The organism is Serratia sp. DD3 (genome assembly GCF_000496755.2).
This window is the reverse complement of sequence record NZ_AYKS02000092.1, coordinates 11,779-34,317: the sequence shown is the minus strand read 5'-3', so window position 1 is coordinate 34,317 and position 22,539 is coordinate 11,779. Positions and strand designations below refer to the sequence as shown.

Genomic DNA, 22,539 nt, shown 5'->3' with positions numbered 1-22,539 from the left:
TGACAGGGGAGTATAATACGCCGCCGAATCTGCTCCAGTGGGGGCAGATAGCAGGCGCATCCCTGTGAGGTTTTCTACCCGAAGGAGAGAGATAATGATGGCTACAGCCCCGGTAATAACCGTTGATGGGCCAGGTGGAGCGGGTAAAGGCACGCTGTGTAAAGCGTTGGCCGAATCCCTTGGATGGCATTTGCTGGATTCTGGTGCCATTTATCGTGTATTGGCTCTGGCTGCACTACACCATCAGGTGGATATCACCTCTGAAGAGGCATTAGTTCCCTTGGCCGCCCATCTTGATGTTCGCTTTGTTGCGCAGGACGGCAAGTTACAGGTTATTTTGGAAGGCGAGGATGTCAGCAACGAGATCCGCCAGGAAACCGTTGGTAATACGGCATCGCTAGTGGCTGCTTTCCCGCGGGTGCGCGAAGCATTATTGCGCCGCCAGCGAGCGTTTCGTGAGGATCCCGGCCTGATTGCCGATGGCCGTGATATGGGTACCGTCGTCTTTCCTGATGCGCGAGTTAAAATTTTTCTTGACGCCAGCTCAGAAGAGCGCGCGCATCGTCGCATGCTGCAGTTGCAGGAAAAGGGCTTTAGTGTTAACTTTGAGCGTCTTTTAGCCGAGATAAAGGAACGGGATGACCGTGACCGTAATCGGGCTATTGCGCCCCTGGTGCCAGCTACTGATGCTCTGGTGCTGGATTCTACCAGCATGTCGATCGAAGAAGTGATCCAGCGGGCGTTGGCGTATGCACATAAAATATTGGCGTTGCCGCAGTAATAAATACGGCGGCACCTTTCTTTTTTGTCATATTTGCCACCGTATTGCGTAGCAGTATTGTAGTATATCGGGTAAAATTTTGCCCTTGTGATTTATATCGTGATTCATGCAACTGCAGTGCAGCCAGTGGGCCATCTAATTTGCGCCTGTTGCTGCGGTAATGTGCATGATGACATTTATAGAAACCTGGTCGGCATGGAGCCAATGACCGGGTATGTGAAACAACCCCATTCGGCGGGATGCTAAATGGACGTTAAACTAAAGAACCCTGAAGATTAACAACATGACTGAATCTTTTGCTCAACTCTTTGAAGAATCCCTGAAAACAATTGAAACTCGTCCGGGCTCCATCGTTCGTGGCGTGGTTGTTGCTATTGATAAAGATATCGTACTGGTTGACGCCGGTCTGAAATCTGAATCCGCCATTCCGGTAGAGCAGTTCAAAAACGCACAGGGTGAGCTAGAAATCCAGATTGGTGACGAAATTGACGTTGCGCTGGATGCTGTTGAAGATGGCTTCGGTGAAACTCTGCTATCCCGTGAGAAAGCGAAGCGCCACGAAGCTTGGATCACGCTGGAAAAAGCTTACGAAGAAGCTGAAACCGTTATTGGTATTATCAACGGTAAAGTTAAGGGTGGCTTCACTGTTGAGCTGAACGGTATTCGCGCGTTCCTGCCAGGTTCTCTGGTTGATGTGCGTCCGGTCCGCGATACTCTGCACCTGGAAGGCAAAGAGCTTGAGTTCAAAGTGATCAAGCTGGACCAAAAGCGTAATAACGTTGTTGTTTCTCGTCGTGCAGTAATTGAGTCCGAGAACAGCGCAGAACGCGATCAACTGCTGGAAAACCTGCAGGAAGGCATGGAAGTTAAAGGTATCGTCAAGAACCTCACTGACTACGGTGCATTCGTTGATCTGGGCGGCGTTGATGGCTTGCTGCATATCACCGATATGGCTTGGAAGCGCGTTAAGCATCCGAGTGAAATCGTTAACGTTGGCGACGAAATCACCGTTAAAGTGCTGAAGTTCGACCGCGAGCGTACCCGTGTTTCTCTGGGCTTGAAGCAACTGGGTGAAGATCCATGGGTTGCTATCGCCAAGCGTTACCCAGAAAGCACTCGATTGACAGGCCGTGTGACTAACCTGACTGATTACGGCTGCTTCGTTGAAATCGAAGAAGGCGTTGAAGGTCTGGTGCACGTTTCTGAAATGGATTGGACCAACAAAAACATCCATCCGTCCAAAGTGGTTAACGTGGGCGATGTAGTGGATGTGATGGTTCTGGATATCGATGAAGAACGTCGTCGTATCTCTCTGGGCCTGAAGCAGTGCAAATCCAACCCATGGCAGCAATTTGCGGAAACCCACAACAAAAACGACCGTGTTGAAGGTAAAATCAAGTCTATCACTGACTTCGGTATCTTCATCGGCCTGGACGGCGGCATCGACGGCCTGGTTCACCTGTCTGACATCTCCTGGAACGTTGCAGGGGAAGAAGCCGTGCGTGAATACAAGAAAGGCGACGAAATTGCAGCAGTGGTCCTGCAGGTTGACGCAGAGCGCGAGCGCATCTCTTTGGGCGTGAAGCAACTGGCTGAAGATCCGTTCAATAACTACCTGTCTGTGAACAAGAAAGGGACTATTGTTACTGGTAAAGTCACAGCAGTTGACGCGAAAGGTGCTACAGTTGAATTAGCAGGCGGTGTAGAAGGTTACCTGCGTGCATCTGAAGCCTCTCGCGACCGCATTGAAGATGCAACTCTGGTTCTGAAAGTGGGTGACGACGTGGAAGCTAAATTCACGGGTGTTGACCGCAAGAATCGCGTTGTAAGCTTGTCTGTTCGTGCTAAGGACGAAGCTGACGAGAAAGATGCTATCGCTACTGTGAATAACAGCAAGCAGGAAGAAAGCAATTTCTCTAACGCTATGGCTGAAGCTTTCAAAGCGGCTAAAGGCGAGTAATGACGGGGGGGCGGCATTGACCGCCCCGATACGGTAGTTTAGCTGCAAAGCTTGGAGGAACTATGACCAAGTCTGAACTTATAGAAAGACTTGCTGGTCAGCAATCTCATATCCCGGCGAAGGCCGTTGAGGATGCTGTGAAAGAGATGCTTGAACATATGGCAGCAACATTAGCCGAAGGTGAACGCATTGAAATTCGCGGATTCGGCAGTTTTTCTCTTCACTACCGTGCTCCGCGCGTTGGTCGTAACCCAAAAACGGGTGATAGAGTTGAGTTGGACGGCAAGTACGTTCCTCACTTTAAGCCAGGTAAAGAGTTACGTGACCGTGCCAATATCTATGGATAATTATAATTCATAGAGTTGTTGCTTGTAATAAATGAAAGCTAAAACGGTGCCTCAGTAAGGGCACCGTTTTTTATGGTGACACTATTCCTCTCCCCGGTGTTAATTTTCACCCGCCTCGCCGCTTTTCGCTCAACACTCGCAACTTTTCACCCAGCCCTCGCAACGATCACAGCAATGCAACGTCAATCACCGATAGTTTGCGTATCACTTCCCATGCACTGAATCAGCCACTGGTGGCGACTTAGCTGAGCGTTAATATCCCCAGTGGATATAACATCAGGTAAGGAGCGTGGATATCAGGGTCTCGATCGATACAGCAGCGATGGCGTTAGTCACAGGGATGTTGCCACTGCTGTTTTTGCCTTATTTACCCACATGGTCACAGTTGAGTGGCGTGGCTTTTGTCGCCCTGCTGCTATGGCGGCAAAAACAACAGTATTGGTGCCAGGTGTTATGTTACCTGTTGCTAGGGTTCATATTGGCAACGGGGAGCGCCAGCGTCTTGATGCGCCAAGTTACTACGTTATCGGTGGGCGGGGATCAGGATGTTATGGCTACTGTGCGCAGTATCAAGCTGGAAGGCGTAGAGATACCTCAGGTACAGTTCCGCATTGAGCAAGTGAATGGTCGTTGGCTCATTCCTGCACTGACGTTTATTGCCCAAAGCCCTAGTGAAAATATATGTGCCGGGCAGCAGTGGGCACTAAAGGTTCGCTTTCGCCCAGTACATAGCAGTTTGAATGAAGGCGGGTTTGATGGCCAGCGTTGGGCGATGGCTAATCGACAACCCTTACGCGGTTATCTCCGCTCGGCAACCGTGGTGAATGAAAACTGCCACTGGCGGCAGCAAATTATTACCACGATGGATAATCAGTGGAGGGAGCTGGCACAACGCCCGGTGTTATTGGCGTTGGCATTTGGCGAACGTATGTTGATGGATGGCAACAGCCGGGCACAATTGATGAAAACCGGCATCGCACACCTGATGGCGATTTCTGGCTTACATATTTCCCTTGCTGCTGCGTTTGCTTGGGCTGGTGCGCGTGGGGTGCAGTTTTTTCTGCCTGCACGCCTTATCGGTTATCGATTGCCCCTACTTACTGGCTGGGTGATGGCGCTCAGTTATGTCTGGCTGGCAGGAGGGCAGCCGCCAGCAATGCGCGCCTTTATTGCCCTGTCATTATGGCTTTGGTTGCGCTTCAAGGGGGTCTCTTGCTCTTCTTGGCAGGTTTGGTTGTGGTGTATCTGCCTGCTTTTGTTATTTGATCCACTGGCGATACTGTCGGACAGCTTCTGGCTATCTGTTTTAGCGGTGGCGGCACTGATTTTTTGGTTTGAATGGGCACCATTATCGGTACGATTTACCTCCTTTTGGGGGTGGGCGCCGCTACGTTGGCTGCATATCCAGCTCGGGATGACGCTGTTGTTGATGCCATTACAATTTGGTTTGTTCCATGGTGTCAGTTGGACCTCTTTACCGGCTAATCTCTGGGCGGTCCCCATTATCTCCCTATTGTCGGTCCCTTTGATTTTACTGGCAATGATACTGTTTTTTATCCCTTGGCTGAGCTTTTGGTGCTGGAAATTGGCAGACCTTACCATTAGTTGGGCGCTATGGCCGCTTCCCTGGTTAGAGCAGGGGTGGGTACAGGTGGGGGCGCTGCTGCTACAGTTCAGCACACTTGGTTGGTTGGTAGTGATCGGTTGGCGTTTTGAGTGGTGGCGCTGCTTTCCTGCAGGCTGTATCACGGTGGTACTGGTCTGTTTGCTCTGGCGGGAGCGTTCAGCAGATTATCACTGGCGGGTAGATATGCTGGATGTGGGACATGGCCTGGCGGTGGTGATTGAGCGTGAAGGGAAAGCGGTGATTTATGATAGCGGCAACCGTTGGACAACCTCCAGCGCGGCAGAGCGTATTATTTTACCCTTTTTGCATTGGCGGCAGATTTCTCTGGAGCATATTATTATCAGCCATAGCCATCTTGACCATATTGGCGGCTTGCCGGTGTTGGAGCAGGCATTTCCCCAGGCTGCTGTTCATACGCCGCTAATTCATGAACGCCATTTGCCTTGTTTACAAGGGCAACAGTGGACGTGGCGCGGGTTGAATTTCCAAGTATTGTGGCCGCCACAGCGGGTAGAGCAAGCGGGTAATGATGACTCCTGTGTGGTACGGGTTGATGATGGCAAGTTCAGCCTCTTATTAACTGGCGATATCGAGCGCCGGGCAGAGCAGGGGCTGTTACGCCAACGCGCCAAATTACCCGCCACACTATTGCAGGTACCCCATCATGGTAGCAGGACATCATCATCCCCCCCATTTTTGCGCGCAGTGGCACCAGAGCTGGCGATGGCTTCGGTTGCCCGTTATAACGCCTGGCGTTTACCGGCGGTAAAAGTGATTAAAGATTATCGGCAAAATCATATTGCCTGGCACGATACTGCGCATTCTGGGCAGTTGAGCGTGTTTTTTTTCGACAATAGCTGGCAAATTAAAGGTTTTCGGGAACAAATAAATCCGCGTTGGTACCATCAGTGGTTTGGCGTAAAGAGTGATAATGAGTAGAATAGGCCGCTATTTCTTTCGATGCTGGTATCTGCATGATGAATGATAAAGATCTCTCCACCTGGCAGACATTCCGTCGCCTATGGCCGATGATCACACCTTTTAAAGCGGGCCTGATTGTGGCCGCTATTGCGCTGGTTTTAAACGCCGCCGGGGACACCCTGATGTTGTCGCTGCTCAAACCCCTGCTGGATGAGGGTTTTGGTAAAGCCGACAGCCGCGTACTGGTCTGGATGCCCTTGGTGGTGATTGGCCTGATGTTAATGCGTGGTGTCACCAGCTACGTTTCCAGCTATTGCATCTCCTGGGTGTCTGGCATGGTGGTGATGCAGATGCGTCGCCGGCTATTTGGTCATATGATGAGAATGCCGGTGGCATTTTTTGACCAACAATCCACCGGGACGCTGCTTTCACGAATTACCTATGATTCTGAACAGGTGGCATCTTCCTCTTCAAGTGCACTGGTCACCGTGGTGCGTGAAGGGGCATCGATCATCGGCCTGTTTATCATGATGTTCTATTATAGCTGGCAACTGTCCTTGATCCTGATCTTGCTGGCACCTATCGTCTCCTTCGCTATTCGCATGGTGTCCAAACGGTTCCGCAATATCAGCAAAAACATGCAGAATACCATGGGGCAGGTGACTACCAGTGCCGAACAGATGCTGAAAGGGCATAAAGAAGTGCTGATCTTTGGTGGCCAAGAAGTGGAAACTGAACGTTTTAATAACGTCAGTAACCGTATGCGTCAGCAAGGGATGAAACTGGTCTCCGCCTCTTCAATCTCTGATCCCATTATTCAGTTGATCGCTTCATTGGCATTGGCATTTGTCTTGTATGCCGCCAGTTTCCCCAGTGTGATGGAAACCCTGACTGCCGGGACTATCACCGTGGTGTTTTCAGCCATGATCGCCTTAATGCGTCCTCTGAAATCACTCACTAATGTCAATGCTCAGTTTCAACGTGGCATGGCAGCATGCCAGACACTGTTTTCCATTCTGGATATGGAACAGGAAAAAGACACCGGCACGCGCCAAATAGAGCGTGCCACTGGCAATATTGAATTTCGTCACGTGACCTTTTGTTACCCCGGCCGCGAAATTCCGGCACTGCGGGATATCAACCTAACGATATCAGCAGGTAAAACCGTCGCCTTAGTGGGGCGCTCTGGTTCAGGCAAGTCAACCATTGCCAACTTACTGACACGTTTTTACGACGTGCAGGAAGGGGAAATATTAATGGATGGGCATGATCTGCGGGAGTATACCTTGGCTTCACTGCGTGATCAGGTCGCTTTGGTATCGCAGAATGTACACCTGTTTAACGATACCATTGCCAATAATATTGCCTATGCCCGTGAACAGCATTATAGCCGTGAACAGATTGCAGAAGCCGCACGGATGGCCTATGCCATGGATTTTATTGACAAAATGGAACATGGCCTGGATACGGTTATTGGGGAAAATGGCGTGATGCTTTCTGGCGGTCAACGCCAACGTATTGCCATCGCCAGGGCGCTGCTGCGTGACAGCCCGATTCTGATCCTGGATGAAGCCACCTCGGCGCTGGATACGGAATCTGAACGTGCTATTCAGGCTGCGCTCGATGAACTGCAGAGAAACCGCACCTCGTTGGTGATTGCCCACCGCTTGTCTACCATTGAGAAAGCCGATGAAATTCTGGTGGTGGAAGATGGGATTATCCTCGAGCGTGGTCAACATGCGGCGCTGATTGAGCAGAAAGGCGTATATGCGCAACTTCACCGTATGCAGTTTGGTCAGCAATGATAGAGCGCATCTGGTCTGGCGGTTCACTATGGTATTTGCTGCTGTTGCCGTTCTCTTGGCTCTATGGCCTGGTGAGCAATGTAATTCGCCTGAGTTATCGCTGCGGCTTCCGTAAAAGTTGGCGAGCTCCGGTACCGATTATTATCGTCGGCAACCTTACTGCTGGCGGCAATGGCAAAACGCCGATGGTGATTTGGCTGGTAGAGCAGTTGCAACAACGTGGCTACCGCATTGGTGTGGTGTCGCGTGGCTACGGCGGGAAGTCAGCGGTCTATCCGTTAGTATTGGGGCCGCAGACCACCACACAACAAGCGGGTGATGAACCGGTTTTAATCTATCAGCGAACCGGTGTACCCGTAGCGATATCTCCTAAGCGTGTTGAGGCGGTTCAGGCACTGTTGCAGCAGCATCAATTGGATGGGGTGATTACCGATGATGGCCTCCAGCATTATGCGTTGCAGCGTGATTTTGAATTGGTGGTGATTGACGGGGTACGCCGTTTTGGCAATGGCTGGTGGTTACCCGCAGGCCCCATGCGTGAGCGCGTATCCCGTCTTAACACCGTGGATGCCTGCGTGGCTAATGGCGGCGTGGCGCAAGTGGGGGAAATCGCCATGAAATTACAGGCACAGCAGGCAGTGAATGTGATGAGTGGCGAGCAACGCCCGGTGCTTGAGCTGACACCGGTTGTTGCCATGGCAGGGATTGGCCATCCACCACGGTTTTTCGCCATGCTGGAGAAAATGGGTGTGAAAGTTGATCACGAGGTGGCTTTTGCTGATCATCAACCATACACCCAGTCACAATTAACGGTGTTGACCCAACCCGGGCAAACACTGCTGATGACCGAAAAAGACGCGGTGAAGTGCCGCGCCTTTGCCCAAGCAAACTGGTGGTATCTACCGGTTGACGCCGTACTTCCTGCCGAACAGGCAGAACAACTGTTACAGAAAATCGAGCAGCAGCTTAACAAGGTGCATAAATAGTCAGTTGCCTTCAAGTTGCTGCCAGTAACGGAGGGGTATGCTCCGTTATTGGGAGTTACCCCCCAGCGTATGAACCCCTAATGCCTGCGCGCAAGCCGCTAAAGAGCGTTGTTGTGTCTGTTGGTACAGTTGCTGCTCATCAATGACTTTAGCCCCTAACGCCTGCTCAAAAGCCATACGGCTTGATGCGGAATCATATTGTGCACGCTGGCTGTCACCCAGATTAGATTGAAAAATACCAGCCGCGCTGACGGGGAGAAAATCCTCATACACTAACGGCTGAAAACGGATGTGATCCAGCGCGATAAGCTGTTCGAGCGTGCTGTGTTGATCTCTTGACTCTTTGGCAGCCAGCCCGCGCTCGGTAGGGAAATAACGGAACCAGGCCAGTTGTTGCTCACGTAATACTTGGTAATCGTCTGGGAAACCCTGGAAGTGATCTGCCAATAATTGGTTATATTGCGCCGCATTGCTTTCGGTCGGTGTTGCTTGAAAGCGGTCATTGGTCGCTTGCAGCAACTGATCGTAAAGTGCCCGTCCTTTGGGCGTTAAAGCGGCACCACGCTGTTCAATTTCACCGAAGCGTGCAGTATGGTGCCCGGCAATCTGGCGGCCATCTAGCTCAACGAAAAGCACCTTTTCCTCCAGTGCTTTGAAGCTGGTCTGCCGTAACAAAATAGGGCACTTGCGCAGTGGTGGGCCTTCAATCACTGCTTTAGGGCAAATGCCGCGCTCGGGCATGGCAGACTGAACCCGGTCAATGTCCAGCGTTCTGGGTGTTAAGTGGTTGATATGTGGCCCTTTGAAGGCGACAACATCGGCAATTAAACGATGTTGATCGTGCAATTGTTGATATTCGCTCGCGCTGACTGTGGCCACACTATGCCAACTGAAGGTTTCAAGGGCTTGTTCAACAAACTCATTGGCTTGCTCAGTGGTTAATCCGCCCTCAGCCTCGTGTAGTGCGATCAGCTCATGTGTTCTGGTGGTGAAAATAGAACGCTGTGCCAGTAACTTTTCAGCTTGTTGGCGCAATGGCGGGTTTTCGATCAGTTCGAGTCGCAGTAACGAAGTGAACACGCGAAATGGGCTGACTTCCAGATCAGACTCGTGTACCGCACGAAATGCAGTTGAATGGACAGGCACTCCTGCAGTTGACAAGTCATAGTAACCAACCGGTGACATCCCCATCACGTTGAACAGTTGCCGCAACGTTTGTAACTCTTGTGCTGTTCCGACACGGATAGCGCCATGGCGCTCCATTGTTAACCGGCCAATCTCGCCAGTAATTTGCAGGCAGTGCGCTAAAGCGGCATCTTCACTCAACATCTGTCGGTTGGTTTCCGCTACCAGATCAAGTAATTCGCCGTACAACGGAACCTCTTTCTGATACATGGCCGAGAGAGCCCGCGAGAATTTGGCGCGAATGTCATTAGGTGAGACGAAAGGCGAGCCACTCATATGCTTGCTCCTTAACGTTAAGAATTTGAAAACTCGGTCTTGCGCTGCGCGGATAATAGGGTGTCCGGCAGAAAGCATTGTTGGTCATACTTGAGTTCATTCAAACGGTTGGGGAGTCGCTTAGCTCCTGACTATAATTCAACTTATCTAGAGTATAATCACTGGGATAAAATGTTATGGTGTAATTTATTGCGAAAAATGTGATAAACCTCTTGTATTGATTAATGGTTTATGAGTTAATGCGTCTCCCCTTGCTATGCAGGTGGGTTTGAGTTTAGAAAAATAGGGTTTAGAAAGTAAGAGTTAGAAGTTAAGATTTAGACGCTAAGATTTATGAAGTTAGCGTTAAGCAGTTCCTCGCTAGACGTCATCATCCGATTACACTGCAAAGATGAACCTCCTAAGTCCTTCCTAATAAGTAATGATTCTGAAACCAGTGATTTGCGCCGGAAGATAGCTTTCATAACTGTATTGATACTCAAAATAATTCCAGTGGTTTGACAAAACGCTGAGCGTTGGTGCTTGTCCCAGTCAGGGTGGAACCCAGAGGGGCAGGTCACAGAACATGGCTGACAAACATGCAACATAAAATAGGTTGATTTGTCATTAAATTGCCATATTGCTGGAATAGGCTTGCTTTATTGAGCAAGTGATCGCGTATTAACAGTAAGTGCTAGTACGTTTTTTATTTTTGCCCACGAGAGCTCTGTCACAAGAAACTCAAGTAGGGGCTGATAGCATCCGGACGATAATAAAAAAAGTGTTGTTAAGGGTGCACAAATGTAAGGAATTAAATAATGTTTAAAAATAGTGGATTAAAAATGGGCCGAGTGAAATGGTTTGATCAGGCTGAAGGCTATGGTTTTATTTCTCCGGTTGATGGTAGTGACGAAATTTATGTTAGCCGTCGGGCTATCGCCAATACCAACAAAAAATCGTTAAACGAAGGCCAGAACGTTGAGTTCTCAATTTATCGTAGTTCTCACGGGCTGACCGCAGCAGACGTTATCGCGTTCTGATCCCCGCTTTCTCACCAGTGCCGGAGTCGCTCCCCTATGCACTGGTGATGAAAACCCCGCCAATATCCTCTATCATCAGACAACGATTCAATATCGCTGGATAGCAGGATGCTAAACCCCATTATTTCGCTTCACTCTGCCCGAGCCCTTCATCTTGCTGCTCAAGGCTTGCTTACCCCGATGAAACGCCAGGCTCGTCCCGACGATGTCATGGCTGCCATCGAGCGTATGGGCTTATTACAAATTGATACCATTAGTGTGGTGGCCCGTAGCCCTTACCTGGTGCTGTTCAGTCGTTTGGGCCACTATCAGCCAGCCTGGTTAGAGCAGGCTTTAGCCAGTGGGCAATTATTCGAGTATTGGGCCCATGAAGCCTGCTTTATTCCAATTGATGACTTTGCGTTATTACGTCATCGCATGCTGGCACCACAAACAATGGGTTGGAAATACTCGCAGGCTTGGGTGGATAAACATCACTTGGCCATTGAAAAACTGCTGCAGCATATCGAGCATCATGGTCCCGTGCGCTCTGCCGATTTCAGTGCCGGAAAGAAAGGCAACAACGGCTGGTGGGATTGGAAGCCGGAAAAACGCCATCTTGAAGTGCTGTTCACGGCAGGCCAATTAATGGTGGTTGAACGCCGCAACTTTCATCGAGTCTACGATCTCACCCAACGACGGTTGCCATCATGGAATGATGAAGCACATAGCTTACCGCCAGCGGAGGCACAACAAGCGATGTTACGCCGTAGCTGTCGCTATCTGGGCATCTTTAAAGCCGAATGGCTGGCGGATTATTACCGCTTAAAGCAGGTTAAGCCAAAAAAGATGCTGGCAATGTTAGCAGAGCAACGCGAGATTTTGCCCGTTAGGGTTGAGGGCTTGGCAGGGGAGTTTTATGTGCATCAATCACTGACCACTGAGTTGGCGTTGGCAGAACAGGGGAAATTGAAGTCCAGCGTGACCTGCTTGCTTTCGCCTTTTGACCCAGTAGTTTGGGATCGTCGCCGTGTTCTGGAACTGTTCAATTTTGATTATCGGCTGGAATGCTATACGCCAAAAGAGAAACGGCAGTACGGCTATTTCACCTTACCGTTACTGCACCGAGGTGAGCTGATAGGGCGAGTGGATGCAAAAATGCACCGCAAGCCAGGTATTTTTGCTGTGATCAGTCTCCATTTAGAGCCGGGTATCACGTTGAATAAGCGACGCTGTCAGGATATCTCACAAGCAATAACCCGTCTGGCTGATTGGCATGGCGCGCAGCAGATTACGCTGGGGGAGGTACCCGCGCAGTTAGCCACCGCATGGAGGCAGTGGCGGGACGAAAATGCTTAAATACTCACCTGGCGATGATTTAGCTCATTCCTTACGTTGATCAGACGATGATTAAATAGTGCTATAGCGTTATGCTATTCTCTGACAAAATTCCCTGAAGATAGCTCTTCCCTTGGAGAAAGCATGGATCACCGTTTACTCGAAATCGTTGCCTGTCCGCTGTGCAATGGCAAGCTCTATTACAATAAAGCTCATCAGGAGCTGGTTTGCAAATTGGACAGCCTGGCCTATCCATTGCGCGATGGCATCCCAGTATTGCTGGAGAATGAAGCGCGTTCACTGTCATTAGATGAGAAACCTGCATGAGTTTTATTGCTATCATTCCTGCGCGTTATGCCTCTACCCGTTTGCCGGGTAAACCCTTGGCGGATATTCACGGAAAACCGATGGTGGTGCATGTAATGGAGCGTGCACGTGAATCGGGTGCGTCTCGCGTTATTGTCGCCACTGATCATCCCGATGTGGCGCAAGCGGTAGAAATGGCGGGGGGTGAGGTGTGTATGACCCGTGCTGACCATCACTCCGGTACTGAACGCTTGGCGGAAGTGATTGAAAAGTACGCTTTTGCGGATGACCAAATTATCGTCAACGTACAAGGGGATGAGCCTCTGATCCCGCCGGTTATTGTACGCCAAGTGGCAGAAAATCTGGCGGCTTGCCGTGCCGGCATGGCGACGCTTGCTGTACCGATAACCACGGCGGAAGAAGCCTTTAACCCGAATGCAGTTAAAGTGGTGATGGATGCACAAGGGTATGCCCTTTATTTTTCCCGCGCCACCATTCCTTGGGATCGCGAACGTTTTGCCCAATCGAAAGCGAGTATCGGCGATAGCTTATTACGCCACATTGGTATCTACGCGTATCGTGCCGGGTTTGTGCGCCGTTACGTTAGTTGGCAACCTAGCCAGCTTGAACAGATTGAATTACTCGAGCAGTTGCGTGTGCTGTGGTACGGCGAAAAGATCCACGTTGCGGTAGCCCATGCTACCCCGAGCGTCGGGGTCGATACGCCAGAAGACTTACAGCGGGTGCGAGACAGTTTAAAGTCGTAAGCCGGTTTTGGCCGGACAACAATGTTATACCCAAGCCGATTCAAGCGCAGCGCATACCGTGGCCGCTTGAATGGCGGGTTTTTCTTAATCTGGAGGACCCCGTCCCATGGAGCAGTTGCGTGCCGAATTAAGCCTTGTTTTGGGGGAGCCGATTAGTCGCTTGGAGCGCGTCAGTGAGCAGCCCTATGCGCATATGTATTCATTGTACGACCAGCAGGATCATGCGATCCCGTTGATGGCGAAAAGTTATGTTTGTGAGGGTATTGTACAACAGGAAGCCTACAAACTCTCGATGCTGTCACGTGAAGGGGATATACGCTTACCTACGGTTTTTGGTGTGGTCTATAGCCATCAGTCCTCCTATAAAGAGGTCATGCTAATCGAACGGTTGCGTGGTGTCTCGGTTGAAGCCCCAACGCGGACGCCAGACCGTTGGAATGTTCTGATGGATCAGATTATCGATGGGGTATTAGCCTGGCATCGTATTGATAGCCATGGCTGTGTCGGTACTGTAGATAGTACGCAGGAAAATGACTGGTTCAGTTGGTATCAACAGCGTGTCGAAGTTCTGTGGTCCAGCGTGAGCAATATGAACTCACCGTTATTGACCATGGCGGACCGTCGTCTGCTTTATCGCACGCGTGAAATGTTGACGACGTTTTTTGCTGGTTTTGATGACCCTTGTGTGTTGGTTCACGGTAACCTTTCGTTACGCAGTATGCTCAAAGATGTCAAAACCGACCAATTGCTGGCAATGCTCAATCCAGGAATGGTGCTGTGGGCACCCAGAGAATATGAGCTGTTCCGGCTGTGTGAAGCAGGTATGCCTGAACAGTTGCTGTTCCGTTACTTACAACGAGCGCCAGTAGCCGACTCTTTTTTATGTCGGCGTTGGTTATATGTGGTGTGGGAAGCGGTGGCGAGAATGATCCATACCGGCAAGCTCGACCGGCCGCTGTTCGATCAAGCATCGAAACAATTGCTGCCTTGGCTGGCCAATTAATCATTCCTGTTCGCTGGCGCTATTATTGCTGCTCTTTAACCGCTGCCAGAGCCTACCCAGGGTTTCATATACTGCACGCTCGCTGTGCCCAAGGAACATGGCAGATGGCATCACGCGATCCCAGATGTTCAAGGGGGAGCTGATCGCCAACTGGTTGGCAGGTGCCGGGATAGGGTGTAACCCAAGCGCGGTAAAGAACACCATGGCACGTGGCAGATGATTGGCCGATGTCACCAGAAGAAACGGCTGTTGCCCGACTAATTTAGCAACCTGTTCGGCTTCTTGCTCTGTGTCTAACGGGCTCTCCAGCATGACAATATCGCTAGAGGGAACCCCCAGGCTTTCAGCGACACGGGCTGCGGTGGCAGCGCTACTCAAGGTATTGGCACCACGTCCGCCAGTAAACACCATCTTGCTACCAGGATGTGCCAGATATAACCTGACACCCTCGGTGACCCGTGGCAGGCTGTTGTTAAGCAGATTTGAGCTGGGTGCCCAATCTGGATTAAACGTGTAACCGCCACCCAGCACGACGATATAGTCAATCGGCTCGTTGCCACGATAGGTCATATAGTCTGATTCCAGTGGGCGTAACAGGCGATCGGCGATGGGTTGCAGGCTGAGTAGCAGTAACAGCAACCAACTGAGGCTTAAAATAATTTTGCCGCTTTTTTGCCAGCGAGTGAACCACAGCAATGACAACGCCAGCCCCATTAGCAATAACAACATGGGCAGGGGCATCATCAGGTTGCCGATGAGTTTTTTTAGATGAAATAACAGCAAAAAACGCTCCTTTTGGGCGAAAAAGCGCCATTCAGGCGCAATTATGTCGTAAGAAGATTTATTCTAAGCCAGTCTGTGCAAAAATAGCAGGTTTGAATGGGGGTATTTTGCTGCAAACCAAGATAGAATCAGCGGAGCCGTTGAGCATGCATGATCGCAATTTTGACGATATAGCTGACAAGTTTGCACGTAATATTTACGGCACCACCAAGGGGAAAATCCGTCAGGCGGTGCTCTGGCACGACTTGACCCAGTTGTTGGCCCAGTTGCCGCAGCGGCCGTTGCGTATTCTGGATGCTGGTGGCGGAGAAGGCCATATGGCCTGCCAACTGGCTGAATTAGGGCATCAGGTCTTGTTGTGTGATCTTTCTGGTGAGATGATCCAGCGTGCTGCGTTGCTGGCAGAGCAGAAAGGTGTGCTCCACAAGATGCAATTCATACAGAGTTCGGCACAAGAGATCGGTCAGCATTTGGAACAGCCCGTTGACTTGATCTTGTTTCATGCGGTGCTGGAGTGGATTGCGCAGCCGCAAGCGGCATTGCAGGCGTTATTTGAATGCCTGTCACCCGGTGGCGCACTGTCGCTGATGTTTTTTAACGCCAACGGGCTGTTGATGCGCAATGTGGTGTTGGGTAATTTCCAACTGGTCGACCCTGAAGTGAGACGGCGTCGCAAACGTTCGCTTTCGCCGCAGTATCCACTGAATCCACCCCAGGTTTATGGTTGGTTGGAACAGATGGGGATGCAGATTTCAGGGAAAACCGGCGTGAGGGTTTTCCATGATTATCTGCAAAGCAGGCAATTGCAGACACAAAAATTTGACGAGTTACTGGCGCTTGAGCAGCACTATTGCCGGCAAGAACCGTATGTGAGTTTGGGGCGCTATATTCACGTCATGGCGCATAAAGCAAACCTGAAGGACGAACTATGAGTGAGTTTTCCCAGACTGTACCCGAACTGGTCGCCTGGGCACGGAAAAATGATTTCTCTATTTCGCTCCCGACTGAGCGTCTTGCGTTTCTGCTCGCCATCGCCACGTTAAATGGTGAGCGGTTGGATGGTGAGATGAGCGAAGGCGAGCTGGTTGATGCATTTCGCCATGTCAGCAAAGGGTTTGAACAGACGCATGAAACTGTAGCGATACGTGCTAACAATGCGATAAACGACATGGTGCGCCAGCGTCTGTTGAACCGGTTTACCAGTGAATTGGCGGATGGCAACGCCATCTATCGCCTGACCCCACTGGGCATCGGTATTACCGATTATTATATTCGTCAGCGTGAGTTTTCTACTCTGCGCCTTTCCATGCAACTGTCCATTGTGGCGGAAGAGCTCAAGCGTGCAGCAGATGCGGCGGAAGAGGGCGGCGACGATTTTCACTGGCATCGTAATGTCTTTGCCCCATTGAAATATTCAGTGGCGGAGATTTTTGACAGCATTGACTTGACCCAACGCCTGATGGATGAACAGCAGCAGAGTGTCAAAGAAGACATTGCCGCGCTGCTCAATCAAGATTGGCGCGCAGCGATCTCCAGTTGTGAGTCGCTGCTATCGGAAACCTCTGGGACCTTGCGTGAATTACAGGATACGTTGGAGGCCGCAGGTGATAAACTCCAGGCCAATTTGTTGCGTATTCAGGATGCCACGCTGGGTGATGGGGAGTTAGGGTTTGTTGATAAGCTGGTATTTGACCTGCAAAGCAAACTAGACCGCATTATCAGTTGGGGCCAACAAGCCATCGACCTGTGGATCGGTTATGATCGTCATGTTCACAAGTTTATCCGTACCGCTATCGATATGGATAAAAACCGCGTATTTGCCCAACGCCTGCGTCAATCAGTACAAAATTATTTCGACTCCCCCTGGGCGCTGACCTTTGCCAATGCCGAGCGTCTTTTCGATATGCGCGATGAAGAATTGGCACTGCGTGGTGAGGAAGTGACCGGTGAATTGCCACCGGATCTGGAGTATGAAGAGTTCAGTGAGATCCGTGAACAGCTGACATTGATGATTGAACAGGCACTGAAGGTTTATCAGGAACAAAAAATGCCGCTCGATTTAGGCGCAGTGATGCGCGATTATCTGGCGCAATACCCGCGTGCGCGTCATTTTGATGTTGCTCGTATTGTGGTCGACCAGGCAGTGCGCCTTGGTGTGGCTGAAGCTGATTTTTCAGGGTTGCCAGCCCGTTGGCAGGCAATCAATGATTACGGAGCCAAGGTGCAGGCCCATGTCATCGACAAATATTGAACAAGTAATGCCAGTCAAGCTGGCCAAGGCATTATCAAACACGCTATTCCCGGCGTTAGACAGCCAATTACGTGCCGGCCGTCATATTGCTATTGATGAGTTGGACAACCATGCTTTCCTGATGGATTTTCAGGACGAGCTGGAATCATTTTATGCACGCTACAGCGTAGAGTTAATCCGTGCACCGGAAGGTTTTTTCTACTTGCGCCCTCGCTCCACGACGTTGATCGCCCGTTCAGTGCTTTCCGAATTGGATATGATGGTGGGCAAGATCCTCTGTTACCTTTATCTTAGCCCTGAGCGTCTGGCGCACGAGGGGATTTTCAGCCAGCAAGAACTGTATGAAGAATTATTGAGCCTGGCGGACGAGAATAAACTGCTTAAGTTTGTTAACCAGCGTTCCACCGGTTCGGACCTTGATCGGCAGAAACTGCATGAAAAAGTGCGTGCTTCCCTCAATCGCTTGCGCCGCTTGGGGATGGTCTATTTTATGGGCAATGACAGCAGCAAGTTCCGTATTACCGAGGCGGTGTTCCGCTTCGGTGCTGACGTGCGCAGTGGTGATGATCCACGTGAAGCCCAATTGCGCATGATCCGTGATGGTGAAGCAATGCCGGTAGAAAACAGCCTGTCATTAAATGATGAAATCAACGAGGCGGAAGAGGTTGCAGCAGAAACCATCACCGACAGTGCAGAGGATGAACAGGAATGATTGAACGCGGTAAATTTCGCTCGCTGACGCTGGTTAACTGGAATGGTTTCTTTGCCCGGACCTTTGATTTGGATGAACTGGTGACTACCCTGTCTGGGGGGAATGGGGCCGGTAAGTCGACGACCATGGCGGCGTTTGTGACTGCGTTAATTCCCGATCTGACGCTGTTGCACTTTCGTAATACTACTGAAGCCGGGGCGACCAGTGGCTCGCGCGACAAAGGGCTACACGGTAAATTACGTGCAGGTGTCTGTTATGCCACCCTGGATGTGGTCAACTCACGCCATCAGCGCGTGCTGGTGGGGGTGCGCTTACAACAGGTAGCCGGGCGTGATCGTAAAGTGGATATCAAACCATTCACTATTCAGGGTTTGCCGACCGCCGTACAACCGACAGAGCTGTTAACCCAGATGGTGGGTGAACGCCAGGCGCGGGTGCTTCCGTTACAAGAATTAAAAGAACGTGTCGAAGAGATGGAAGGGGTGCAGTTCAAGCAATTCAACTCCATCACTGATTACCATGCCTTGATGTTTGATTTGGGGGTGATCCCCAAACGTTTACGTTCCTCTGCGGATCGCAGCAAATTTTACCGCCTGATTGAAGCTTCGCTGTATGGCGGTATTTCCAGTGCCATTACCCGCTCGTTGCGTGATTATCTGTTGCCAGAAAACAGCGGGGTGCGCAAAGCCTTCCAGGATATGGAAGCGGCATTGCGTGAAAACCGCATGACGTTGGAAGCGATTCGTGTCACCCAATCGGATCGTGATCTGTTCAAACATCTGATCTCTGACGCGACATCTTATGTGGCTGCCGACTATATGCGCCACGCCAATGAACGCCGCATCCATCTCGATGGTGCGCTGGTCTTGCGTAATGACCTGTTGGGTAGCCGTAAACAGCTGGCCAATGAGCAATTGCGCCACGTTGAAATGGCGCGGGAATTGGCAGAACAAAGTGCGGCAGAATCGGACCTGGAAACTGACTATCAGGCCGCCAGTGATCACCTCAATCTGGTGCAGACGGCGATGCGTCAGCAAGAGAAGATTGAACGCTATCAAGGTGACCTGGAAGAGCTGACTTACCGGTTGGAAGAACAAAATGAGGTAGTGGAGCAAGCGGCTGAACAGCAGGCGGAAAGCGAGGCACGCAGCGAAGCGGCCGAGCAGGAAGTTGATGAGCTGAAAAGCCAACTGGCTGATTATCAGCAAGCTCTGGATGTGCAGCAAACCCGAGCCATTCAGTACCAACAGGCATTACAAGCCTTAGAGCGCGCTCGTTCGTTGTGCCAGGTTAGTGACCTGACAGCAGAAAATGCCCATGAGTGGTTAGATACCCTTCAAGCACGTGAGCAGGAAGCGACTGAAGCCCTGCTGATGTTAGAACAGAAACTCAGTGTGGCTGATGCTGCACACAGCCAGTTTGAACAAGCTTATCAACTGGTATGTAAAATTGCTGGCGAAGTCAGCCGCAGTGAAGCCTGGCAAAGCGCACGTGAATTATTACGTGATTGGCCTTCCCAACAGCATCAGGCAGAGCGGGTGCAGCCGTTGCGTATGCGTTTGAACGAACTGGAGCAACGCCTGAATGCACAACAGGATGCTGAACGCCTACTGCAAGAGTTCTGTAAACGTTACGGGGAAACCTATCAACCTGATGAACTGGTCACGTTGCAGCAGGAGTTGGAACTGCGCCTGGAATCATTGTCGCAAAGCGTCAGTGAAGCAGGTGAGATCCGTATGGAGATGCGCCAGGAACTGGAGCAGATTCAGCAACGTATTAAAGAGTTGACCACACGAGCGCCGATTTGGCTGGCGGCTCAGGATGCCTTGCATCAGCTTGGTGAACAGAGTGGGGAAACGTTCGAAGATAGCCAACAAGTGACTGAGCATATGCAGCAGTTGCTGGAGCGGGAACGTGAAACCACCGTTGAGCGTGATGAGGTTGCCAGCCGCAAACGGGAAATTGAGGGGCAAATTGAGCGTCTTAGTCAGCCCAGTGGTGCCGAAGACCCGCGTTTGGTCACGCTGGCTGAGCGGTTTGGTGGTGTGCTGTTATCGGAAATATATGACGATGTTACCCTGGATGACGCCCCTTATTTCTCCGCGTTGTACGGCCCGTCACGCCATGCGATTGTGGTACCGGATTTGTCATTGGTACGCGAGCTGCTCGAAGGGTTGGAGGATTGTCCTGAAGATCTTTACCTGATTGAAGGGGACCCACAGTCATTCGATGACAGCGTATTTGCTGTTGAAGAACAGGACAAGGCGGTGGTGGTGAAGATAGCGGACCGCCAGTGGCGTTATTCCCGTTATCCAGAAGTGCCGTTGTTTGGCCGCGCCGCGCGTGAAAATCGCCTGGAAGTGCTGTATGCCGAACGTGACAGCTTGGCTGAGCGTTATGCTACCTTGTCGTTCGATGTTCAGAAAACGCAGCGTGCCCATCAAGCTTTCAGCCGTTTTATCGGTGCCCACTTGGCGGTGGCGTTTGATGCAGATCCTGAAGCAGATATTCGCACGCTGCACAGTCGTCGTGGTGAAATTGAGCGCGCGCTGAATAACCACGAAGCACAGAATCAACAGCAGCGGCAGCAGTATGATCAGGCCAAAGAGGGCGTCGCTGCACTGAACCGCCTGATACCGCTGGTCTCATTATTGAATGATGAAACCTTGCTCGATCGCGCCGAAGAGCTTCGTGAAGAGCTGGAAGAGGCACAGGACGCGGCGCGTTATCTGCAACAACATGGTGCCTCTTTAACCAAATTGGAACCCCTGCTGGCGGTATTACAAAGCGACCCCGAACAACACGAGCAGTTACAGCAGGACTATATCCAGGCACAAGCCAGCCAGCGCCAGGCCAAGCAACAGGTTTTTGCTTTGACTGAGGTGGTACAGCGCCGTGCACATTTTAGCTATAGCGATTCTGCGGATATGCAGAACGCCAACAACGACCTGAATGATAAACTACGTCAACGGCTGGAACATGCCGAAGCTGAACGTAGCCGTGCCCGTGAACAGTTACGTCAGTATCAGAGCCAATATACCCAGTACAGTCAGGTGTTGGCTTCACTGAAAAGCTCCTATGATGCCAAGCGCGACATGCTCAAAGAGTTGAGCCAGGAACTGGTGGATATTGGGGTCCAGGCGGATGCCAATGCCGAAGTGCGTGCACGCACTCGTCGCGATGAACTGCATGCATTAGTCAGCAATAACCGTGCGCGCTGTAGTCAGCTAGAAAAACAACTGACGTTCTGTGAGGCTGAAATGGATAGCCTGCAGAAGAAACTACGTAAGCTGGAGCGCGATTATTATCAACTGCGTGAGCAGGTGGTGAGCGCTAAAGCGGGTTGGTGTATGGTAATGCGCCTGGTGAAGGACAATGGGGTGGAGCGTCGCCTGCATCGTCGTGAATTGGCCTATATGGACGGCGACGAGCTGCGCTCTATGTCGGATAAGGCGCTGGGGGCGCTGCGTCTGGCGGTCGCGGATAATGAACATTTGCGTGATGTGTTGCGCTTGTCTGAAGATCCCAAGCGGCCAGAACGTAAAATTCAATTCTATATTGCGGTCTACCAGCATCTGCGCGAACGTATTCGTCAGGATATCATCCGTACTGACGATCCAGTGGAAGCCATCGAACAGATGGAGATCGAACTGGCTCGTCTGACCGAAGAGTTGACGGCGCGTGAGCAAAAGCTGGCGATCAGCTCAAAGAGTGTGGCGAATATTATCCGCAAGACCATTCAGCGTGAACAGAACCGTATCCGTATGCTAAACCAAGGCTTGCAAGCGGTTTCTTTCGGCCAGGTAAAAAGTGTACGGCTGAATGTCAATATACGGGAAGCCCATGCGACGTTACTGGATGTGCTGTCTGAGCAGCAGGAACAGCATCAGGATCTGTTCAGCAGTAACCGGTTAACCTTCTCTGAAGCCTTGGCAAAACTCTATCAGCGCCTGAATCCACAGATTGATATGGGGCAACGGACACCGCAAACCATTGGTGAAGAGCTGTTGGATTACCGTAATTATCTGGAGCTGGAGGTGGAAGTATTCCGCGGTGCTGATGGCTGGTTACGTGCCGAGAGTGGTGCTTTATCCACCGGGGAAGCGATTGGTACCGGGATGTCAATTCTGGTGATGGTGGTACAAAGTTGGGAAGAAGAGTCTCGCCGTTTGCGTGGTAAGGATATTTCACCTTGCCGCTTATTGTTCCTGGATGAGGCTGCCCGTCTGGATGCTAAATCTATTGCGACACTGTTTGAGCTGTGTGATCGTCTGGAAATGCAACTGATCATCGCTGCGCCAGAGAATATCAGCCCGGAAAAAGGCACTACCTATAAGTTGGTACGTAAAGTGTTCCAGAATCATGAGCACGTACACGTTGTGGGTTTACGCGGTTTTGCCAGCGACCAGCCTGCATTGAGCACCACCGTGGCGGAAACGCCGCAAGCTTGAAACAGGCGCTGATGACCGGGAAATAGCTGCCAGTCTTAGGGC

Annotated in this window: 17 protein-coding genes; 15 read left to right on the top strand and 2 right to left on the bottom strand. The window is 51.0% G+C overall.

Annotation, left to right across the window (positions count from 1 at the left end):
* Positions 1-94 precede the first annotated feature (94 nt).
* The 6 genes from cmk (at position 95) to lpxK (ending at position 8,427) form a co-directional block, all read left to right on the top strand.
* Positions 95-781 (top strand): (d)CMP kinase, encoded by a 687-nt coding sequence (gene cmk / locus IO95_RS18670; RefSeq protein WP_023489346.1) that lies wholly within the window; start codon positions 95-97, stop codon positions 779-781.
* 283 nt (positions 782-1,064) lie between these two features.
* Positions 1,065-2,741, top strand: coding sequence for a 30S ribosomal protein S1 (rpsA, locus tag IO95_RS18665; protein ID WP_023489345.1), 1,677 nt, complete (start codon positions 1,065-1,067; stop codon positions 2,739-2,741).
* A 62-nt stretch (positions 2,742-2,803) separates the two neighbouring features.
* Positions 2,804-3,088 carry an integration host factor subunit beta gene (gene ihfB, locus IO95_RS18660; protein ID WP_023489344.1) on the top strand — a complete coding sequence of 95 codons (285 nt, stop codon included), beginning with the start codon at positions 2,804-2,806 and terminating at the stop codon, positions 3,086-3,088.
* A gap of 289 nt (positions 3,089-3,377) precedes the next feature.
* Positions 3,378-5,654: a ComEC family protein gene (locus IO95_RS18655; protein WP_023489343.1), complete on the top strand. Its 2,277-nt coding sequence runs from the start codon at positions 3,378-3,380 to the stop codon at positions 5,652-5,654.
* Positions 5,655-5,689: 35 nt separating this feature from the next.
* On the top strand, positions 5,690-7,441 hold the full coding sequence (msbA, locus tag IO95_RS18650) for a lipid A ABC transporter ATP-binding protein/permease MsbA (RefSeq protein ID WP_023489342.1): 1,752 nt from the start codon (positions 5,690-5,692) through the stop codon (positions 7,439-7,441).
* The gene (lpxK, locus tag IO95_RS18645) at positions 7,438-8,427 is read left to right on the top strand and encodes a tetraacyldisaccharide 4'-kinase (RefSeq protein ID WP_023489341.1); all 990 of its coding nucleotides are present in this window, start codon (positions 7,438-7,440) and stop codon (positions 8,425-8,427) included. Before msbA ends, lpxK begins: the two co-directional genes overlap by 4 nt.
* Before the next feature lie 45 nt (positions 8,428-8,472).
* Here the strand turns inward: lpxK and IO95_RS18640 are convergent, their stop codons facing one another.
* Positions 8,473-9,888, bottom strand: a complete 1,416-nt coding sequence (locus IO95_RS18640; protein ID WP_023489340.1) for a VOC family protein — start codon at positions 9,886-9,888, stop codon at positions 8,473-8,475.
* Positions 9,889-10,685: 797 nt separating this feature from the next.
* On the opposite strand from IO95_RS18640, the gene IO95_RS18635 reads away from it, so the two are divergent.
* The 5 genes from IO95_RS18635 (at position 10,686) to IO95_RS18615 (ending at position 14,300) form a co-directional block, all read left to right on the top strand.
* Complete coding sequence (locus IO95_RS18635) at positions 10,686-10,907, top strand: cold-shock protein (RefSeq protein WP_023489339.1); 222 nt, start codon at positions 10,686-10,688, stop codon at positions 10,905-10,907.
* 108 nt (positions 10,908-11,015) lie between these two features.
* Positions 11,016-12,245, top strand: coding sequence for a winged helix-turn-helix domain-containing protein (locus tag IO95_RS18630; RefSeq protein ID WP_023489338.1), 1,230 nt, complete (start codon positions 11,016-11,018; stop codon positions 12,243-12,245).
* Positions 12,246-12,368: 123 nt separating this feature from the next.
* Positions 12,369-12,551 (top strand): Trm112 family protein, encoded by a 183-nt coding sequence (locus tag IO95_RS18625; RefSeq protein ID WP_023489337.1) that lies wholly within the window; start codon positions 12,369-12,371, stop codon positions 12,549-12,551.
* Entirely contained in the window at positions 12,548-13,297 is a 750-nt protein-coding gene (gene kdsB / locus IO95_RS18620) for a 3-deoxy-manno-octulosonate cytidylyltransferase (protein ID WP_023489336.1), read from the top strand. The genes IO95_RS18625 and kdsB overlap by 4 nt, the downstream gene beginning before the upstream one ends.
* Positions 13,298-13,403: 106 nt before the next feature.
* A complete protein-coding gene (locus IO95_RS18615) occupies positions 13,404-14,300 on the top strand; it encodes a YcbJ family phosphotransferase (RefSeq protein WP_023489335.1) in 897 nt (298 codons plus the stop codon).
* On the opposite strand, the gene elyC is transcribed toward IO95_RS18615, so the two are convergent.
* Complete coding sequence (elyC, locus tag IO95_RS18610; protein WP_037386542.1) at positions 14,301-15,080, bottom strand: envelope biogenesis factor ElyC; 780 nt, start codon at positions 15,078-15,080, stop codon at positions 14,301-14,303.
* Between the two features lie 149 nt (positions 15,081-15,229).
* Here elyC and cmoM point away from each other — a divergent pair, with 149 nt between their 5' ends.
* From cmoM to mukB, 4 genes are read left to right on the top strand one after another with little or no spacing between them, the layout of a single operon-like run.
* Positions 15,230-16,015, top strand: coding sequence for a tRNA uridine 5-oxyacetic acid(34) methyltransferase CmoM (gene cmoM, locus IO95_RS18605; protein ID WP_023489333.1), 786 nt, complete (start codon positions 15,230-15,232; stop codon positions 16,013-16,015).
* Positions 16,012-17,334 carry a chromosome partition protein MukF gene (mukF, locus tag IO95_RS18600; RefSeq protein WP_023489332.1) on the top strand — a complete coding sequence of 441 codons (1,323 nt, stop codon included), beginning with the start codon at positions 16,012-16,014 and terminating at the stop codon, positions 17,332-17,334. The genes cmoM and mukF overlap by 4 nt, the downstream gene beginning before the upstream one ends.
* Positions 17,315-18,046, top strand: a complete 732-nt coding sequence (gene mukE / locus IO95_RS18595; protein ID WP_023489331.1) for a chromosome partition protein MukE — start codon at positions 17,315-17,317, stop codon at positions 18,044-18,046. Before mukF ends, mukE begins: the two co-directional genes overlap by 20 nt.
* Entirely contained in the window at positions 18,043-22,497 is a 4,455-nt protein-coding gene (gene mukB / locus IO95_RS18590; protein ID WP_023489330.1) for a chromosome partition protein MukB, read from the top strand. The genes mukE and mukB overlap by 4 nt, the downstream gene beginning before the upstream one ends.
* The last annotated feature ends 42 nt before the right edge of the window (positions 22,498-22,539 follow it).

Coding starts and splice junctions, on each gene's coding strand:
- IO95_RS18640 (WP_023489340.1), bottom strand. CDS start 9,888: ATGAGTGGCTCGCCTTTCGTCTCACCTAATGACATTCGCGCCAAATTC.
- rpsA (WP_023489345.1), top strand. CDS start 1,065: ATGACTGAATCTTTTGCTCAACTCTTTGAAGAATCCCTGAAAACAATT.
- IO95_RS18630 (WP_023489338.1), top strand. CDS start 11,016: ATGCTAAACCCCATTATTTCGCTTCACTCTGCCCGAGCCCTTCATCTT.
- IO95_RS18635 (WP_023489339.1), top strand. CDS start 10,686: ATGTTTAAAAATAGTGGATTAAAAATGGGCCGAGTGAAATGGTTTGAT.
- msbA (WP_023489342.1), top strand. CDS start 5,690: ATGATGAATGATAAAGATCTCTCCACCTGGCAGACATTCCGTCGCCTA.
- kdsB (WP_023489336.1), top strand. CDS start 12,548: ATGAGTTTTATTGCTATCATTCCTGCGCGTTATGCCTCTACCCGTTTG.
- cmk (WP_023489346.1), top strand. CDS start 95: ATGATGGCTACAGCCCCGGTAATAACCGTTGATGGGCCAGGTGGAGCG.
- mukE (WP_023489331.1), top strand. CDS start 17,315: ATGTCATCGACAAATATTGAACAAGTAATGCCAGTCAAGCTGGCCAAG.
- IO95_RS18615 (WP_023489335.1), top strand. CDS start 13,404: ATGGAGCAGTTGCGTGCCGAATTAAGCCTTGTTTTGGGGGAGCCGATT.
- mukB (WP_023489330.1), top strand. CDS start 18,043: ATGATTGAACGCGGTAAATTTCGCTCGCTGACGCTGGTTAACTGGAAT.
- IO95_RS18625 (WP_023489337.1), top strand. CDS start 12,369: ATGGATCACCGTTTACTCGAAATCGTTGCCTGTCCGCTGTGCAATGGC.
- mukF (WP_023489332.1), top strand. CDS start 16,012: ATGAGTGAGTTTTCCCAGACTGTACCCGAACTGGTCGCCTGGGCACGG.
- cmoM (WP_023489333.1), top strand. CDS start 15,230: ATGCATGATCGCAATTTTGACGATATAGCTGACAAGTTTGCACGTAAT.
- ihfB (WP_023489344.1), top strand. CDS start 2,804: ATGACCAAGTCTGAACTTATAGAAAGACTTGCTGGTCAGCAATCTCAT.
- lpxK (WP_023489341.1), top strand. CDS start 7,438: ATGATAGAGCGCATCTGGTCTGGCGGTTCACTATGGTATTTGCTGCTG.